This window comes from Alteribacillus sp. HJP-4, assembly GCF_042139015.1.
Classification (GTDB): Bacteria; Bacillota; Bacilli; order Bacillales; family Marinococcaceae; genus JBHIKY01.
Genome location: NZ_JBHIKY010000001.1, coordinates 88146 through 105046 on the forward strand (window position 1 = coordinate 88146; position 16901 = coordinate 105046).

The 16901-nt window shown below is 45.2% G+C and carries 18 protein-coding genes; 3 read left to right on the top strand and 15 right to left on the bottom strand.

The window, feature by feature from the left end:
* Window positions 1-182 precede the first annotated feature (182 nt).
* From ACE4RR_RS00375 to ACE4RR_RS00395, 5 genes are all read right to left on the bottom strand, one after another.
* Complete coding sequence (locus ACE4RR_RS00375; protein WP_375533407.1) at window positions 183-1286, bottom strand: ABC transporter permease; 1104 nt, start codon at window positions 1284-1286, stop codon at window positions 183-185.
* Window positions 1283-2560, bottom strand: coding sequence for an ABC transporter permease (locus tag ACE4RR_RS00380; protein ID WP_375533408.1), 1278 nt, complete (start codon window positions 2558-2560; stop codon window positions 1283-1285). The genes ACE4RR_RS00375 and ACE4RR_RS00380 overlap by 4 nt, the downstream gene beginning before the upstream one ends.
* A 16-nt stretch (window positions 2561-2576) precedes the next feature.
* Window positions 2577-3509 (bottom strand): ABC transporter ATP-binding protein, encoded by a 933-nt coding sequence (locus ACE4RR_RS00385; protein ID WP_375533409.1) that lies wholly within the window; start codon window positions 3507-3509, stop codon window positions 2577-2579.
* Window positions 3510-3634: 125 nt separating this feature from the next.
* Window positions 3635-4270 carry a response regulator gene (locus ACE4RR_RS00390; protein WP_375533410.1) on the bottom strand — a complete coding sequence of 212 codons (636 nt, stop codon included), beginning with the start codon at window positions 4268-4270 and terminating at the stop codon, window positions 3635-3637.
* Between the two features lie 4 nt (window positions 4271-4274).
* The gene (locus ACE4RR_RS00395; protein ID WP_375533411.1) at window positions 4275-5408 is read right to left on the bottom strand and encodes a sensor histidine kinase; all 1134 of its coding nucleotides are present in this window, start codon (window positions 5406-5408) and stop codon (window positions 4275-4277) included.
* 149 nt (window positions 5409-5557) lie between these two features.
* On the opposite strand from ACE4RR_RS00395, the gene ACE4RR_RS00400 reads away from it, so the two are divergent.
* Window positions 5558-6193 carry an ABC transporter ATP-binding protein gene (locus tag ACE4RR_RS00400; protein WP_375533412.1) on the top strand — a complete coding sequence of 212 codons (636 nt, stop codon included), beginning with the start codon at window positions 5558-5560 and terminating at the stop codon, window positions 6191-6193.
* A complete protein-coding gene (locus ACE4RR_RS00405) occupies window positions 6190-6981 on the top strand; it encodes an ABC transporter permease (RefSeq protein WP_375533413.1) in 792 nt (263 codons plus the stop codon). The genes ACE4RR_RS00400 and ACE4RR_RS00405 overlap by 4 nt, the downstream gene beginning before the upstream one ends.
* On the opposite strand, the gene ACE4RR_RS00410 is transcribed toward ACE4RR_RS00405, so the two are convergent.
* Together ACE4RR_RS00410 and ACE4RR_RS00415 are read right to left on the bottom strand one after the other, a co-directional pair.
* On the bottom strand, window positions 6978-7559 hold the full coding sequence (locus ACE4RR_RS00410; protein WP_375533414.1) for a protein-L-isoaspartate(D-aspartate) O-methyltransferase: 582 nt from the start codon (window positions 7557-7559) through the stop codon (window positions 6978-6980). The genes ACE4RR_RS00405 and ACE4RR_RS00410 overlap by 4 nt on opposite strands.
* A gap of 170 nt (window positions 7560-7729) precedes the next feature.
* A complete protein-coding gene (locus ACE4RR_RS00415) occupies window positions 7730-8647 on the bottom strand; it encodes an aldo/keto reductase (protein WP_375533415.1) in 918 nt (305 codons plus the stop codon).
* A 253-nt stretch (window positions 8648-8900) separates the two neighbouring features.
* On the opposite strand from ACE4RR_RS00415, the gene ACE4RR_RS00420 reads away from it, so the two are divergent.
* Window positions 8901-9152 carry a hypothetical protein gene (locus ACE4RR_RS00420; protein WP_375533416.1) on the top strand — a complete coding sequence of 84 codons (252 nt, stop codon included), beginning with the start codon at window positions 8901-8903 and terminating at the stop codon, window positions 9150-9152.
* Between the two features lie 107 nt (window positions 9153-9259).
* On the opposite strand, the gene ACE4RR_RS00425 is transcribed toward ACE4RR_RS00420, so the two are convergent.
* From ACE4RR_RS00425 to ACE4RR_RS00460, 8 genes are all read right to left on the bottom strand, one after another.
* A complete protein-coding gene (locus ACE4RR_RS00425; RefSeq protein ID WP_375533417.1) occupies window positions 9260-9700 on the bottom strand; it encodes a nucleoside deaminase in 441 nt (146 codons plus the stop codon).
* A gap of 313 nt (window positions 9701-10013) precedes the next feature.
* Complete coding sequence (locus tag ACE4RR_RS00430) at window positions 10014-11093, bottom strand: NADH:flavin oxidoreductase/NADH oxidase (RefSeq protein WP_375533418.1); 1080 nt, start codon at window positions 11091-11093, stop codon at window positions 10014-10016.
* A gap of 212 nt (window positions 11094-11305) precedes the next feature.
* Complete coding sequence (locus tag ACE4RR_RS00435) at window positions 11306-11506, bottom strand: hypothetical protein (RefSeq protein WP_375533419.1); 201 nt, start codon at window positions 11504-11506, stop codon at window positions 11306-11308.
* A 6-nt stretch (window positions 11507-11512) separates the two neighbouring features.
* Window positions 11513-13168, bottom strand: a complete 1656-nt coding sequence (locus ACE4RR_RS00440; RefSeq protein WP_375533420.1) for a thiamine pyrophosphate-binding protein — start codon at window positions 13166-13168, stop codon at window positions 11513-11515.
* Window positions 13169-13377: 209 nt separating this feature from the next.
* The gene (locus ACE4RR_RS00445) at window positions 13378-14040 is read right to left on the bottom strand and encodes a DUF1129 family protein (protein WP_375533421.1); all 663 of its coding nucleotides are present in this window, start codon (window positions 14038-14040) and stop codon (window positions 13378-13380) included.
* On the bottom strand, window positions 14040-14372 hold the full coding sequence (locus ACE4RR_RS00450) for a PadR family transcriptional regulator (RefSeq protein ID WP_375533422.1): 333 nt from the start codon (window positions 14370-14372) through the stop codon (window positions 14040-14042). The genes ACE4RR_RS00445 and ACE4RR_RS00450 overlap by 1 nt, the downstream gene beginning before the upstream one ends.
* Before the next feature lie 198 nt (window positions 14373-14570).
* Entirely contained in the window at window positions 14571-15782 is a 1212-nt protein-coding gene (locus ACE4RR_RS00455) for an NRAMP family divalent metal transporter (RefSeq protein ID WP_375533423.1), read from the bottom strand.
* A gap of 182 nt (window positions 15783-15964) precedes the next feature.
* Window positions 15965-16864 carry a M23 family metallopeptidase gene (locus tag ACE4RR_RS00460; protein WP_375533424.1) on the bottom strand — a complete coding sequence of 300 codons (900 nt, stop codon included), beginning with the start codon at window positions 16862-16864 and terminating at the stop codon, window positions 15965-15967.
* Window positions 16865-16901 lie beyond the last annotated feature (37 nt).

Consider the following 16901-nt stretch of genomic DNA (forward strand, 5'->3'; position numbering starts at 1 on the left):
AATCGAAAGAGCCGTCTCCCTCCACGTCCGGCAAAGTCATAAAATCAGCTATTTGGAGCAAATAGCGGAACCTTTGTCCGGAGAAAAACTGTGGCTGCGCTCCGAACAATGGATATAGATTGGGGGACTGCCTTACTGCCAACTTTTCGCCGGCAATCCGCAAGCTTCATTCATTTTCCTCTTCACTGCTTGCCACGCTCCATCAAATTAATGCCCACCCCCATACAGACAGCACCGATCAGCATTAATTTTGCAAGCGGAAGCAGCAGCTCAGAAAATCCATAATCATACAAGGTCGTTCCCATCATCGCTTCCATCGCATGAGTAAGCGGAATAAACTCTGCGACAAAAAGCATCACGTCGTTATCAATAAAGCCCGGCGGCATATAGACTCCGCTGATCAATGGCATTAAAGGAATAACCGATGGAAATACCATCATAAATTGTTCCTGCGTTCTGAGAAGTCCGGAAATCAACATTGTAAAAGCAGTCATTGTCAAAGTAAAGCAAGCAGCAATTATCATCAGAACACCAAAACGATCTCCTATGTCATATCCAAATCCGAATAAGAAGATAAGAAATACAATCACAATCTGAAGCATACCGATCAGAAAAGTGTAGGCCAGATGACCGCTGTACATTTTCCATTTCGTAACCGGAGATAAAATAACGCGGTCCCACAAACCTGTTGCTTTTTCTAAAGATATAGCATTTACTTTAAAGCCTACTGTAAACATGACTAGAAACATCGTAAAACCAAACAATAGCTGTGTTCCCATATTATGCTCGACCAGCGCGCCCCCGTCTGGAGACTGCGTCTCCACAGTAAGACCTGGATCCTCCATGCGTTCCTGCACTTCTTTTCTAAATTCTTCAGGATCCGGGGCGGCCAGCTCCGCCGTTCGAAGCTGAAGTTCCTCCGTATAAACCGCCTGTACATACTGTTCAACGAGCTGAGCATTCGGATCCTCCATGGCTGAAAAGATCCGGTAATCCTCCTTCATTAATTGAACGGCTGCGCTTCTTCGGCCTTCACTTACATCTGTGCGTGCCTGCTCCTCTTCAACTTCTTGAAACATAAACGTGTCATTGTCATTTAATATATCCAGCCACTCTTCTGTTTCTGTTAACGTTAAAGAATCCTCAGGAAACACGTAAACGTGAATTTTACTGCCGGAATTCATACTAAACAGCAGCGTAGCTATGACACTCAGAGCACAAAACATCACGACCAGCGTCGGATTGCGCCTGTCTTTCATCCACTGGGCTAAAAATATTGATTTCATGCTCTTTTCCTCCTAGCAGGAAATATCCACGTTCCCAGGCCGATAAGAAGAACGGAATACGCCATCATTTTCACAATTGCCGCCATAAGATCCGCCGGGACATCATTTTGAATCCATTCAATAAATGTAAATAACATGAAGCCATTCGGTGTTTCTCTGCCAATGCTCTGCAGCCAGTCCGGCAGCACATAAATCGGTACAAAGCTTCCTCCTACCGTGCCGATGGCCGTAATCACGACAGTAAACAAAAACAGTGCGGAATCAGAGGACTTCATTTGAAAAACGATCGATGTAAATAAAGCGCTCATCGCCGCAGTAAAAAATGCCAAGAGGAATACAAACACTACTATGCCAAGCCAGAATTGCAGGGAACGGTCCGGAAAAAGCTGAAATACTACATGGCATAACCCTATTAGGAGGGTCAGCTGAATAAACACAAAACAGAAAGTAGAGGTTATTTTCCCGCTTAAATAATAAAGAGGGTTATTATTCGAAAGCAGGATACGCTCAAACACCAGCTCCCGCTTTTCTTTCGCAGCTTTCGTAACGATTGTCAACGAAACAAATAAAGCAAAAATAATCCCCATCGCTGGCGTAAAATACTGAAAGGCTGTCAGCGGCTTATTCCCGGATAACCTCTCTGACCCGCCTTCCGGAAATACCTGCTCTGCTTCAAAAAAAGCATTTGCATTCTCCCCAAGTTCGTGTCCGACAGCGCTTTGCAGGTTCATCGTATGAAATAAACTATCTACCATCTCTTCAAGGATGTCGACGTGCATGGAAGTATTATTTGCAATAATTGATATAGCAGCCCCGTCTCCTTCATCAAGGAGCATATTATTCAACGAATCATAGGTAAAATTCTCTGGTATGGTAAAAACAGCGTCTACTTCTTCTTCCTTTAACTGCTGTTGGGCTGTCTCTTCATCGACCTCTGTCACGCTCAGCCACTCCTGCATGTCATCATTTCTCAGCATGCTCATCAATATCGATTTCGGGGCCAGGCCCTCTGAGTTTTCTTTAAGGGAAGCAGCAGCTTCCTCGGGTAAATCCTTTTTCTGTAAGGATTCGTGAAATTCCCGGAGGCCGTTTTCCTCCTCTTCCTTATCTACCACTGCAATATTCATCTCAAGGTTGGCGGCGGGATTTTCTATCATCCCGGGCATCGCAAAGCTCAATATCGCTATTAAAACGAAAGGCATGATGAGAGAAAAAATTGTTTCTTTTCTGTCTCTCCAGACGATTAATAAATCTTTCTTAAAAAAAGAACCCATTTGCCTGCCTCCCTTCTTAATCTCTCAGCTTTCTACCCGTCAAGTGAAGAAAGACATCTTCAAGACTCGGAGTGTGTACATGAATATTAATCACCTGAACCTGATGTCTTTCCGCAGCATGCACCACTCCGCTCAAAATATTGCTGCCTTTCTTCACGATCAGCTTCAAGCCTTCCTCTGTTTCATCAATTTGAAGAATGTCCGTAAAACCATCGAGCTCCTCCACGATGCCACCACGGTCTCCTTCGAGCTTCAGCTGCATTGTCTCTTCTCCAGATAAAATCTGCAGCAGCTCCTGTTTCGTACCGGACGCAATCATCTGACCGTGATCCATAATATAGACTCTGCTGCACAACTGCTCGACTTCCTCCATGTAATGGCTTGTATACAAAACTGTGGTGCCTTTTTCCTGATTTAACAGCCTTACCGTCTCGAGTATATGGTTGCGCGACTGGGGGTCAATACCTACGGTCGGCTCATCCATAATAACAATTTCAGGTTCATGCAATAGAGCTGCCGCAATATTAATCCGGCGTTTCATTCCACCTGAATACGTTTTTATAAGCTCTTTCTGCCGTTCCTGCAAACCTACAATTTCCAGGACCTCTTGAATACGCCTATCCAGCTCCATCCCTTTTAACTTATAAATACCGCCAAAAAACTTCAGGTTTTCCCGTGCCGATAATTCCTCATATAATGCGATTTCCTGGGGTACAACACCAATAACCTTTCGAATTGTTCCAGGATTTTTCACAATACTTTTTCCATGAAACCGTACATCTCCTGAGCTTGGTTTCAGCAGCGAACAAATCATAGAAATAGTGGTTGATTTCCCCGCTCCATTCGGTCCAAGCAGCCCGACGGATTCTCCTTTATTAAGGTAAAGACTCACGTCTTTTACCACTGTTTTTCCTTTAAAGGCTTTGGTCAATTCAGTCGTTTCTAACATATAACACCCTCCTGCCACCTCAGAATTTTCCCTTCCGATAAGCAAAGTATATTAAAAAAAAGACAGTGCTCCCACTGCCTTGCGTCATCACTAGTTTGTCCACCCCATGACCTCCGTCACTTTATTTAAATCACATTATTGCGGATGGCATATATAGCAATCTGTGTCCGGTCCCGCAGCTCCAGCTTGTCGAGCATCACGCTGATGTGATTTTTAACGGTACCGACAGACAATCCCAATTCATCGGCAATTTCTTTGTTGCTGCGTCCTTCACCGATCTTTCGCATAATATCAATTTCACGCGGAGTAAGCGATGGGTCAATCCGCGGTCTCCCGCTATCCTTTTTTAACAGCTTAGGCATTATCTTTGCTGCTACCTTCTCCTGCAGAGAGAGTCCACCGGAGAGACAGCTTTTAATCGAGCGGATCAGTGAGTCAGAATCTGCCTCCTTGAGCATATAGCCGCTGGCCCCGGCCCTTAATGCTTCAAGCGCATATTCATCATCATTAAACGTTGTAAGCATAAGGACTTTTCGCTCCGGCCAGCGCGAATGAATGATTCTCGCCGCTTCCAACCCATCCATCTCCGGCATTCGGACATCTAAAATCACCAGATCATAGGCATTTATTTCACAAAGAGCAATGGCTTCTTTTCCATTCCCTGCCTCTCCAGCTACCTCAAGCTCAGGATCTGTTTCAATCATCATCTTTAAACCGTGCCGGACCATTGTCTGATCCTCTGCCAGTAAGAGCCGTATCATAGCGTCATCCTTCCTTTCCCCCGAAAATAAATTTCCCTCTGATTATAAATTGTGAGCTGTTATGAATTATATCCAGCTCCCCGCCGGTCTGCTCGATTCTCTCCCGCATGGAACGCAGTCCAAAGCCTTCTTTCAACGTCACTTTTTCTTCGAGTGAGTTAGTAATTTCAAATCGGAAAATACTTCTGCCGGGTGCTTCAAATACAATATTTGCTTCCTTCGCCCGGCTGTGTCTCATAATATTAGTTAACGCTTCCTGCACGGCACGATACACAGCTATCGATTGATCATTGCTGAGAGGAGCTGAAAGTGCCCCTTGCTTAACGGAAAAGTTGACTCGGATAAAGCTCTCCGACTCCAGCTTTCGTATTAATCGTAAAATTGCAGCAACTCCGCCGGTCTCTTTTTGCTTTAAAGCTTTTACAGCACTTCTTGTATCATCCAGACTTTCCTGCGCTAATGTCTTCAGCTCGTCGATATCTTTTGCGGCGGCAGGCTGATCTTTTAAGCGAAGTACCTCCAGCTGCATCAATAAAGCTGTCAGCTTATGGCCGACAGAATCGTGAATATCACGACCCACTTGAATCCGTTCATCCCGGCGGGTAAGCTCTTCCTCCGAGACGAGGCGGCGTTTCATGCTTCTGTACTCGCTCAACAGCGCTTCACTGCGGGCAGCAGTTTCCTCCTCGGAATCAAAATATGTACGAAACAGGATAAAAGCTGCGATAAGCAGGGCCGAATATAAGATGATAAATAACGGGGGAAGGGCTGTGTACTGAAAAAATGTTGGAAGGAGCGCACCGGTTAAAAGAATGACCCCCGCCCCCGCAGTCTTCCGAAGAGATAAACGGAATACCGCTTCGCCTGCAAGAATCGAAAACACGAGCAGCGGATAAGGATTCAAGACAACTCCATATTCCGGCCACAAGGCAGCAGCCGCCAGTCCGCAGGCAACATACAATATAACTGTCTGTATAAAATCATGATTAGAAAAAAGTGGAATAAGGAAGTAGAAAATGAAAAAGAGAGCACATAAAATCAGCCGCCATGGGACGCTCAGGACATCTTCGGAAATGTGGAGTAATGAAAAGCTGAACGTGATCAATAATAAGATGAACCAAAACCAAAACGAACGCACCAGCAGCCCCCTCTTTCTAATCTTACTAATTCGGTTCATTCATACTTTATCATACTGCATAGATTTCATTCGATCCATGCAGACAGCTATATTAAATGAGCAAGCGGATACACTACAACTACATGAATTAAGTAAGGAGTGAGTTCCTTTTGTTTCAATTCAACGATGTTTCTTTTCAATCGATTTTACACATCCCTTCTTTATCGATTGATGAATTTAAAAAAGTGGCTGTCATCGGAGAAAGCGGGAGCGGAAAATCGACATTTTTAAAGTTACTAAACCTTATGATTTCTCCTACCGATGGAACGATTTATTTTCGGGGAAAAAACCTAAACGAAACAGACGCCGTTGCACACCGCCGTGAGACTGCCATGCTGCCGCAGCAGCCGGTGTTGTTTGGGGATTCCGTAGAGGATAATCTGACGGCGGGAGCACGTTTTGCCTGCCGGCCCATCCCTGATGCCCAGGCATGCGAAGAAGCTCTCTCCCGGTTTTCTTTAAAAAAGGCTCTTTCCGATGACGCCTCTCTTCTCTCCGGCGGGGAGCAGCAGCGCTTATCTCTCGCAAGGATGACACTGATGGAAAGTCCGATTCTTCTTTTAGATGAACCGACCTCTGCACTCGATGAAGAATTGGAAGAAAAAGTAATGGAGCAATTTATGCGCTTTGCTGATGAAAAAAACAAAACTGTGATCTTTGTTACGCATTCCCATGCGATCGCAGAGTCCTTCTCCGATGCGATTATCGATTTCCACCACTATTCTCAGAAGGTGGCCGGCGCATGAATGATTCGATGATTAACTTAACGATCTGGCAGCTCGCCGCGGCTTATTTATTTGTCGCATTATTGCTTGCTCTTGTTCGCTGGCGCAAAATTCCCAGAGAAAAAGAAATCATCATCGCCACGCTGCGCATGACGATACAGCTGCTGCTTGTCGGCTATGTCTTAATGTATTTATTCGAAAATCCACATCCACTTTTTACGGCCGTGGTTGTCCTTTTAATGATCGGATTTGCGATTTTTAATATATACAAACGAGTGCGCGGTCATTTGTCAAAGCGGTTAAAAAGGGCAGTGATGACTGCGATGGCAGCAGGTTCCCTCGCAAGTCTGCTTTATTTCAATTTTGTTGTGATTCAATTTTCTCCATGGTATGACCCTCGCTATTTTATTCCGATTGCCGGTATGATTATAGGTAATTCAATGACGGGTGTAAGTCTTGGCGTACAGACGCTGATTGATGGGATGAAGGAGCAGAAGAGAGAGGTGGTAGCAGCTCTGATGCTCGGAGCATCGCCAAAAGCCGCATCACGGAAAATAAAAAATCGTGCGTTTGATGCTGCAATTCTGCCTACCGTAAATCAGATGGTAGGAATGGGGATCGTGTTTTTACCTGGGATGATGACGGGGCAGATTTTAGCAGGAGCTGACCCTGTCAGTGCTATTGAATATCAGATTGCTATCCTGCTCGGCATCATTGGGGCTGTTTCCCTCAGTGTAATTTCATTTGTGCAGCTTGGATATAAAGTGTTTTTTAATGAAAGACAACAGCTTGTCCGTGGGAATGATTAATCATAATCCCCTTCGAGCCTCACAAACACCACATGCATAAGAAATGTCGAAGTGATTTGTCCTTTTTCATCCTTCTCGATCAATGTTAATTCTTGATCAAAGGAACTTCCAACCGGAATTACCATCTTTCCTCCTTTCTCAAGCTGTTCTATTAATGCCGCAGGGATCTTTGAAGCTGCGGCCGTAACCATAATCCGGTCATACGGAGCATGCTCCTTCCAGCCTGAACTCCCATCACCAAGCCGGTATTGAATGTTTGTAAATCCCGCCTCTCCTAATTTCTCCCGGGCCTTCTCATACAGCGGTTCAATTCGTTCCACCGTAAATACCTTCTTTGAAAAAGCAGCCAGTACATCTGTCTGAAATCCAGAGCCTGTTCCTATCTCGAGTACACGTGATTCCGGATGGACATCCAATGCCAATGTCATGGCAAGAACGAGAGATGGCTGAGATATTGTCTGGCCGTAGCCAATCGCAACTGCTTCATCAAAATCCGCCATGCCTTTGTGCGCATCCATGTAGTAGCTACGCTCAAGCTGTTGGAAGTATTCTCTGATGTTTTCCTCCTGATTACTCATATTATCCACGCTCCTATTATAAAGGAAAGTAGTAAGGCTTATAGAAATGATTCCCAAATTCTAGAATATTTAAAGGATGAATGAAAGATTGTACTCAGAATGATTACAATATGTATCAAATTTACAAAAAGGAGCCAAGGGTTTTCATTTCCCCCGGCTCCTTTTTCTATTTATGGCAGGTCGTTTCCGGCGGCACGATAAATCTCATACCACTCTTCTCTTGTTATGGAGATATCAGATGCCCCGGCAATCCCTGCAAGCCGCTCTTTGTTCATTGTACCGACAATTGCCTGTATGTTGGCGGGATGCCTTAATATCCACGCAATCGCAGCTGCAGAGTCAGTAATATCATATTTATTCGCAATCTCCTGCAGCTTTCTATTCAACTCGGGGAATTTATCATTGCCGACAAATACTCCCTTCATCATGCCGTATTGAAAAGGCGACCACGCTTGAATGGTCATATCATTCAGACGGCTGTAGTCAAGGATGCTCCCATCCCTGACAATCGCAGGGTCATGCTGCATGTTAACGTTTAATCCGGCATCAATCATTCCCGACTGCATAATACTAAGCTGCAGCTGATTCACAATTAATTCCTGGTCCACGTATTTCTTTAATAACTCCACCTGCATCGGATTTTGATTGCTGACACCGAAGTACTTTACTTTGCCACTTTCCATTAATGCAGTGAAAGCTTCCGCCACTTCTTCAGGTTCCATTAAAGCATCCGGCCGGTGCAGCAGTAAAATATCGATATAATCCGTCTTCAGACGTTCCAGGCTGCCATCCACTGATTGAAGTATATGTTCCTTTGAAAAATCAAAAAAACCTTTCCGGATCCCGCACTTTGTCTGAAGAAAGATATCTTCCCTGGCTGCAGAGCTCAGCTCCAGCCCTTCTGCGAAAATTTCCTCGGAAGATCCTCCTCCATAAATATCTGCATGGTCAAAGAAGTCAATGCCGGATGCGGCGGCATTATCAATCACTTCGGCCGCATCTTGCTTAGAAAGCGCATCCATACGCATGCATCCTAATCCAATCTCTGAAACTTCCACATTACTTTTGCCTAATTGTATTTTCTTCAAAATATACACCTCTTTCCGAAGATACGTTCATTCTAGCAGGTTCGCTACTTAATAGCATATCATGGTAAACAAACGTTTGATTACTATGTTCATTGACAAGGTCCGGCTTCCATCAGATACTTAAAGAAAGCGCTATCACAAATCATAATATAGGGAGGAATGCAAATTGAAGGACGAAGTGATGGTTATTCGAGTAACGACTCAAATCGGCGGTGACTGATGCGGCGGCCTTACTGATGACGGGTTCATCAATATGTCTGAAACTTTCAAGGAAGAACGGGCAGAAATGGAAAGGCTCGGCACCATTTATAGAGCCATTCACAGCAAATACGGGGATGAAATAATAATTACCTACATGGATCCAAGGAACAGCTTTTCTATTTTGAGTTATTTTTTAAGATGCTGGAAATCCGGCTCTATTCGACTGAGTGGTGTCTTCCGTGGAATGCTGTTCGGCATCCGCCGCAGCTCATTTTTTTTACAATGGACGCTGGCTCAACCCTGATGACAGAACTTCTGAGTTCCACGTGTTAAAGCAAATCGAGCTGATCCGAGGACCGGGTAACCGGTAAGCTCTGAACGGTTTGGGGTTTACCGGCATTGACCCTTCCTCTACTGTTTACTTTCTAATTTATCTATCCAGAGATCAAATGGAGTGGAGCTGGTTTCGAGCTTCACATGCTGAAACTCGACTGACTGATTTTTCTTTTTAGGGTTCACATGAGAGGCTTCCGCTGTCTCTTTCGATGCTGCAAAGTATACCGCTTTCATATCAGCATTGCGGATCGCCCCCTCGCACATTGGACAGGGCTCACCACTGGCATACATTATACAATCCGACAATAATTCATTCTCCAGTATCCGGCACGCTTCTCTGATCGCCACCGTTTCTGCGTGGTCGGTCGGGTCGTGGGTTCCTTTCGTATCATTAGCTCCGGTGGCTATTACTTCCCCACCGCACACAATCACAGCCCCAAACGGCCTCCCCCCATTTTCTGTGACGTTTCTCCCTGCAATTTCCACAGCCTGCTTTAGAAATGCTTCATGATTCAACTAGTACCCTCTCCCTTCATTGAACCCCATTCCCTCTTTCCAGACACTTCACCCATTCCATTTTCAAGAATAACAAAGGGGCTGTAGCAAAAGCCCCCTTTTTATAGAAAAAGTAGTATCCTAAATAGAAGATAGCAGGGGGACAAGTCCGAAGACTCCGGTGGGAAGAGCAGCGGCTGAAGATCCGCCGGGCGTGGGTTTCGCCCGGTTAGCTGAAGCGCTGCCCTACGGAAAGCGAAGGACTTGTCCACTGCTTTTTTTACCATGCAAAAGGGCGAGTATCATTTATGATACAGCCCCCTTTAACGTAAACTTACTGCCAGCCCCGTTCGTATTGCGGGGGCACAGCGAGAGAATCTGTCTGGTGTACTTCCTGAGCAGCGCGCAGCGGCCAGTACGGATCCCGGAGCATTTCCCTGGCGAGCAGTACAATGTCCGCCCTGCCATTTCGAATTAACTCATCGGCCTGCATACCCTGGGTAATCATTCCAACAGCTGCTGTGTAAATGTCTGCCTCCGCACGGATCTTCTCTGCAAAAGGCACTTGGTAACCTGCTCCTGCGGGAATGACGGCGTCAGGAGTATTTCCTCCCGAGCTGCAGTCAATAATATCGACCCCTTCATTTTTCAAACGCTTCGCGAGCTCGACCGAATCTTCGACTGTCCACCCGCCTTCGATCCAGTCCGAACTCGAAATACGGACGGAAAATGGCAGGTTTTCCGGCCATTCCCTGCGCATAATCCGGACCGTTTCTAAAACAAAACGGATGCGATTCTCAAAACTGCCCCCGTATTCATCCGTACGGTCATTAGAAAGAGGGGAATAAAAGCTGTGGGCTAAATATCCGTGGGCCCCATGGAATTCCACCAGTTGAAATCCAGCTTCTCTTGCTCTGACCGTCGCCAGTCTGAATGATTCCTGAATGTTATGAATTTCTTCTTTGGATAGTTCTTCAGGCAGCTTGTAGCCTTCCGCAAAAGCAATCGGACTTGGTCCAATAACCTGCCACCCTCCTTGCTCGTCAGATACACCTGCTCCTTTTTCGTCCTTTTCCCAGGGCCGGTATGTAGATGCTTTTCGGCCGGCATGTGCGAGCTGGATGGCAGGAACAGCGCCATGTTCTTTCATAAAATCGGTTATGCGGCGGTAAGCCTCCGTATGTTTTTCATTGTAAATTCCAAGATCCTCCGGAGATATGCGACCTCTCGGCTCCACTGCAGCTGCTTCTACAAATACCAGACCGGCTCCGCCAACGGCTCGAGATCCCAAATGAACAAAATGCCAGTCATTCGGCGTCCCGTCTTTTGCACTGTATTGGCACATCGGTGATACTCCAATTCTGTTTCGAAGCGTTACATCATTTAATTGTAAGGGAGAAAATAAATGCGGCATGTGCTGTTCCTCCTGTTATTTTTCTCAATTATCATCGTAGTGACAGAGCTATGGATATATTATTTCAAAACATGTTTCGATTTACAAAATATCTGCTTTCTGTTCAACAGATAAGCATTACCCAAAACCGCCAGCCTTACATGGAGAGCCGCCCGGAAATGATAGCTCATCCCTCTGCCGGTATCTCCCTGAGTGATCAGTGTAGACAACGGTCACGAGCGCCCGTTGCTGCAGGTCAAGGCCTGGTCGACATAAACATTGCCGTAACCAAATTCCAGAGCAAGCTTCGCGAGCCGCGGCGAAAATTTCTCTAGCTCTTCCATTGCGAACAGTCCGCGCTCGCCCTCCATTTCCTCTATCTGCTTCCAGCCTGCTGCTTGTTTTTCAGTCATAACCAGCCTCCATACCTCCATAATAATTTATCCTCGCTGCATAGTCGGTGGAATTTCATCCTTCTGCACTATAATTTCAATAACCGAAGGGCCATTTTTGTTGGCAAGTGCCGAGGCGGCTGCCTGCGCTATTTCATCCATATTGGTGCATCTGTAACTGTCCGCTCCGAGTGAACCAGCAAAACGAGCCGCATCTAATTCCGTTTCATACCTTGTCCCAACGGACCTGCCGAGATTATAAAGCATACCTTTATCGACCATATCGAGCATTCCATTATTTAGTACGATAAATATAACGTTGGCTTGTTCGTTGACGGCAGTAGAGATCTCCGGACCGTGCATAAACATACAGCCATCGCCGGTCAAGCATACGACCGTCTTTTCCGGCTTTGAAAGCTTGGCTCCTATAGCAAACCCAATAGCATGCCCCATCGCTCCAAATACATCATCAAAGAAAAATGTCCCCGGTTCGATTACATCAAAATGCTTAATGCCATAAAAAGTATGACTGCCATCATCGCCGTATACTAACGTTTCTTGAGGCAGCATAGAGCGTAATGATTCCATGACATGAGCAGCGGAGAGCCGTTGGACTGCCGGACTTAGTTCTCTCACAGCACGTCTCGTTTCCTGCTCTGCCTGCCAATAAGAAGAGAGATCTACTGTTATTTCGCGGTGCTCCGCACGTTCATCAGCTATGATTTTTTGTAGATTTATTTTTGCGTCCCCCTGAACGAAGAGGGTTTCAATTGGGAGGGATTTACCTACAAATTCAGGATTATAATCAAATTGAATAATTTTTTCCGGAAAGAATGGCTCTTGTAAACCAGTGGTGGACATATCGCTGAGTTTAGAGCCGATTACGAGCATGACATCTGTTCCATCCTTCAAATAACCTGCTGCTGCCTCTGTGCCTCCAAGACCGAAGCTTCCAAGAGAAAGAGGATGATTGGTAGGAAAGACCCCTTTGCCTCCAGGTGTTGTAATTACCGGGATGCTCCACAACTCTGCTAGTTTTTGTACTTCTTCGTACGCCCCGGAAATATGTGCTCCTTTCCCCAGCAGCATTACAGGACGCACTGCTTGATTCAGCATCGTCACGGCAGGAACAATATTCCCGGAAATCACTTTATCCTCCAGCTCATGCAGCGGCAGTTCAAAGGGCTCAATCTCCTGCAGAAGAACATCCAATGGAATCGATAAATGGACCGGTCCCTTCGCACCTGTTAATGCTTTCTGGAAAGCGTGCTCTAAGTAGTTTTTTAAAGTGCGTCCGTCTTCTACCTTGGCACTGAAATTAGTGACCGGCTTAAACAGTTCTGTCAGATCCGTACCGAACATGCTTGAGTCCTGTCCCAATGCTTTACCAGCCATCGTCAGCGGCGGGTGGCCGGTAATAAACAATACCGGCGCATGATAAGCCTTAGCCTGTGCCGCCGCCGTGATCAGATTGGTTCCCCCCGGCCCCGATGTTCCCAACGCGACCCCAATCGTTTCATTTTGAAGAGCATAGCCGGTCGCTATGTACCCTGCCCCACACTCGTGGCGGGCCAGTGAAAATTTTATCCCTTGTGATTCCATTTCTAATATAAGTGGGACTATTGGTTTACCAGGAATGCCAAAGACGTACTCGCATCCTTTTTTCTTTAGTTGTTCCACTAAAATTGATGAAACTTTTGGCATGATATTTTTCCACCACCCCTATAATTTTACCAGATAAAAAAGACTTAAAACCCTGACTATTTTTATATCGGAGGTCCTGCTAAGGGTTTCAATCTTATTTATGTTTAATTTAGGAAAAAAGAAATAAATACCTGGTTAATAAGATGTCATTATAAAAAAGAGACAGGAGGACGCCCCCTGCCTCTGCTTACTTTATATTGTTGCAAATCTCAGCTGTCGTTCACTTTCTTCAGTACATAATAAAAACTCATGCTGATAAATCCCGTCAAGACGATCACCCATCCGCCGTTTTCAATAACAGGCGGATATTCAGGAGTGAATAATTCAACGGCTATAAAGATACCGAACACTGCCATACCAATCGCAGCTGCCACAGCCGACTCCTTCCCTTTGTTTACCTCGATAAAACTGCTGTAAGCAATATAGGCAAACACCACTTTCACAAGAATTGTGAGCAGTACAAAGCCTGTTAATGTCGTAATCGCAAGCTTTCCTAGGTATGCAGGTGCAGACGGCTGTATGATCAAACTGCTAATTCCGGTAAAAAGCGTTATGATACCAAGAAAAAAGAAAGCATTCTGTACGATAAACAGGACGCTGTTTTTCCGTTCTTCCTTAGGAAGCTGTTCGATCAATTGATCTGCATATTCTTTCGGCCTGGTTCCAAAGACTTCCTCTGCCGACCGGTTTTCTCGCTGTGCTATCAGCAGATGGTCGAGTATTTCCATCAAAATTTCTTCTGTTTTCTGCTCCGACAAGGATAAATGAGAACGAAGATACAGGAGCATTCCCGAATAATATTTTTCATTTTGCTCATGCAATTGCTTTCTCTTGTGATTATTTTCATTAATTAATTGCTTTGCCGTCACCATCACGGTCTCCCCTCTCTTTCCATTAATTTATTTACTGCCGGCTGGACCTGCTCCCATTCCCTGCGAAACATTTCGAGTGCATCGGCGCCGTCCTGTGTTAAATAATAATATTTTCGGCTTGGAGCGTTGTGGGCCGGTTTCATCTCCCCGTAAATATAATCTTTTTTCTGCAGTCTCAGCAGCACCGGGTATACTGTTCCTTCACTGACGTCAGGAAGTCCTAAACTCTGCAGCTTTTTCGACAATTCATACCCATATACCGGCTCTTTTTCAATAGCGGACAAAACACATCCTTCAAGGATTCCCTTCAGCAATTGACTGCGGATGGACATCATTACCCTCCCTACTTTGCAATACAAGGTAGATATCTGAATGAATACCTACCTTGCATAACAAAGTAGGTATTTAAAATTTTATGGCACTACGATTTTTTTGTCAATGGACAGAGTGAAGTTTAAATAGCTGCCGCGGGAGCTATAAATGTAAAAAAGAGAAAAAGGTGTATCGCAGCAGTGCATAATAAGCAAGTGTTAAAAGAAATTTTGAAATTGGGTAATCAGGGTTCTAATTCCGAGTACGGCTGTCGCCAGCGCAACCAGCGCACCGAATACGGTCATCCAGATCGGATGGCGGTAGTCCTTGACAATTTTACTGCTGTGCGCAGCCAGTAAGATAGAACCGAGAGTCAATGGCAATATCAGTCCATTGAAGGCTCCTGCAAAAATTAACAGGAATACAGGTTCTCCTACAAAAATAAACACGCCTGTGGAAAATAAAATAAATGCAATGGTCCAATATCGTTTGTTCTTTTCTATACTTGGATGAAAAGAAGTTAAAAAGGAGACGGACGTGTACGCAGCCCCAACAACAGATGTAATCCCTGCCGCCCAAAGCACAAGTCCAAACAAACGCAGCCCGACGTCTCCGGCAGCTGTTAAAAAGACCGTAGCGGTCGGATTATCAGGATCTAAGGAAACTCCTGCTGAAACGACACCCAGTACTGCAAGAAACAGCAGGACACGCATGATGGATGCGACTACAATTCCGGTAATGGACGTATTTGTGACATAACGGATATTTTCTTTACCGGATATACCCGCATCAAGCAGACGATGGCCCCCGGCAAAGGTAATATACCCTCCGACGGTCCCCCCTACTATAGTGATAATTGTAAGGATATCTATTTCTACTGGAGCAACAGACCGAAGGGCAGCTTCTCCCACCGGCGGAGAGCTGACAAACATGACGTAGGCGGTCAAAGCAATCATTAACGCCCCGAGCGCGCGTACAATCAGGTCCATGGCAGCGCCAGCCTCTTTATAAATAAATACAAGAATACATATAAAAGCAGTCACCACTGCTCCCGTTGTGGTGGAGACACCCGTCAATGCATTAAAACCAAGCCCTCCACCTGCGACATTCCCTATGTTAAATGCCAGACCACCAAGTACGATAAAAAACGCGACGAGATATCCGAGACCCGGAAGCACTTCATTTGCAATATCCTGCCCCTTCATTCTTGCCACCGCAATAATGCGCCAAATGTTCATCTGCGCCCCAATATCAAGAATGATCGATGCCAATATTACAAATGCAAAGCTTGCGAGCAGATCTTCGGTAAACACGGCTGTTTGGGTTAAAAAACCAGGTCCAATAGCAGAGGTCGCCATCAAAAATGCTGCACCTGCCATAACGCTGAGACGTTTTCTGCGGTTTTCTTTCTCATCAAACTGATTCGTCATCAAATCACCTGCTTGTCCTAGAGTAAATATAATTGTTGTTTCATGTCATTGCCCGCTGTTTACATCATACCAGTTACATCAATCAATTCAGCCCTGCCTAAGTAGGATTTCCATTTTTGAAGTTAAAAAGAAAAAAGACACGAGCATAGAAAATACTCTGCTCCTGTCTTAAAAATCTGCACTCAGCGCACTACATTATTTCGAACGAGAAAATTATCGTTAAAATGAATCGGCACCCCTTTCCCATTTTTTTCTGCATGAATGTGCAGATGAGGCTCACTCGTATTTCCTGAGTTTCCGACAAGTCCGATTCTCTGGCCCGTTTCGACTGTGTCTCCTTCTTCGACGCCTGCGCTGCCCTCCTGCATATGAGCGATATAAACCAGTGCATCTATCCCTTCGCATGAAAGAGCGACGTAATTTCCTTCTACATTTTCCCCATCAGCTTCGGGAGGCACAAAATCAGGCAGATCATTCCTGCTTTCGACGACTTCCCCATCACATGGACTCGTTAATTCATCACCATAAATCGCATATTTCTCAAGTGTTTTTGGATAAAGTCCACTTGCGCGGAGTCCTGCCTGATTCAGCTTCACTATATCGAGTGCATACTGCTGAGGCTCGTATGCATGGTGGTAGTTCATCTGGGTATGAGCACCGCCATGAGCAACATAATAAGTGCCATTCTCCAACGGGTAAACCAGTTCAATCGGTTCATCATCAGGAAAATAGCTGCTCACCGCAAATACATTGTACATCCCAAAAATAAGCAGAATAAAGACGTTTGGAAGAAGCGCCCATTTTTGCCCGCGGGTCGATGGTTTATGGAATGGAAGCCCCCGAGCCTTTTTCCAGGAAAAATAAATCGCGAGCACAAGCAATAACGGCCAAAGATATCTCACATAATAACCTATCCAATCCCAGCGTCCTGTGAAAAATATCCAGGCGATAAGCATGACATCGGCCAGCACCTGAAGCAGCCAGAAAAAACGACTGTGAAAAGATCCTCTCCATAACGAATAAATAAATATAGCCGGTAACACAATTTGAAAAACAAGTATTTGAAGCATCGCAAAGGTCATAGCTTACTCCTCTCTATTATGTTTTATATATATGTAT

What these genes read in the sequence shown, in the direction of transcription:
- ACE4RR_RS00375 (WP_375533407.1), bottom strand. Translation starts at nt 1,286, where the DNA reads ATGAAATCAATATTTTTAGCCCAGTGGATGAAAGACAGGCGCAATCCG.
- ACE4RR_RS00380 (WP_375533408.1), bottom strand. Translation starts at nt 2,560, where the DNA reads ATGGGTTCTTTTTTTAAGAAAGATTTATTAATCGTCTGGAGAGACAGA.
- ACE4RR_RS00385 (WP_375533409.1), bottom strand. Translation starts at nt 3,509, where the DNA reads ATGTTAGAAACGACTGAATTGACCAAAGCCTTTAAAGGAAAAACAGTG.
- ACE4RR_RS00390 (WP_375533410.1), bottom strand. Translation starts at nt 4,270, where the DNA reads ATGATACGGCTCTTACTGGCAGAGGATCAGACAATGGTCCGGCACGGT.
- ACE4RR_RS00405 (WP_375533413.1), top strand. Translation starts at nt 6,190, where the DNA reads ATGAATGATTCGATGATTAACTTAACGATCTGGCAGCTCGCCGCGGCT.
- ACE4RR_RS00410 (WP_375533414.1), bottom strand. Translation starts at nt 7,559, where the DNA reads ATGAGTAATCAGGAGGAAAACATCAGAGAATACTTCCAACAGCTTGAG.
- ACE4RR_RS00420 (WP_375533416.1), top strand. Translation starts at nt 8,901, where the DNA reads ATGTCTGAAACTTTCAAGGAAGAACGGGCAGAAATGGAAAGGCTCGGC.
- ACE4RR_RS00430 (WP_375533418.1), bottom strand. Translation starts at nt 11,093, where the DNA reads ATGCCGCATTTATTTTCTCCCTTACAATTAAATGATGTAACGCTTCGA.
- ACE4RR_RS00435 (WP_375533419.1), bottom strand. Translation starts at nt 11,506, where the DNA reads ATGGAGGTATGGAGGCTGGTTATGACTGAAAAACAAGCAGCAGGCTGG.
- ACE4RR_RS00440 (WP_375533420.1), bottom strand. Translation starts at nt 13,168, where the DNA reads ATGCCAAAAGTTTCATCAATTTTAGTGGAACAACTAAAGAAAAAAGGA.
- ACE4RR_RS00445 (WP_375533421.1), bottom strand. Translation starts at nt 14,040, where the DNA reads ATGGTGACGGCAAAGCAATTAATTAATGAAAATAATCACAAGAGAAAG.
- ACE4RR_RS00450 (WP_375533422.1), bottom strand. Translation starts at nt 14,372, where the DNA reads ATGTCCATCCGCAGTCAATTGCTGAAGGGAATCCTTGAAGGATGTGTT.
- ACE4RR_RS00455 (WP_375533423.1), bottom strand. Translation starts at nt 15,782, where the DNA reads ATGACGAATCAGTTTGATGAGAAAGAAAACCGCAGAAAACGTCTCAGC.
- ACE4RR_RS00460 (WP_375533424.1), bottom strand. Translation starts at nt 16,864, where the DNA reads ATGACCTTTGCGATGCTTCAAATACTTGTTTTTCAAATTGTGTTACCG.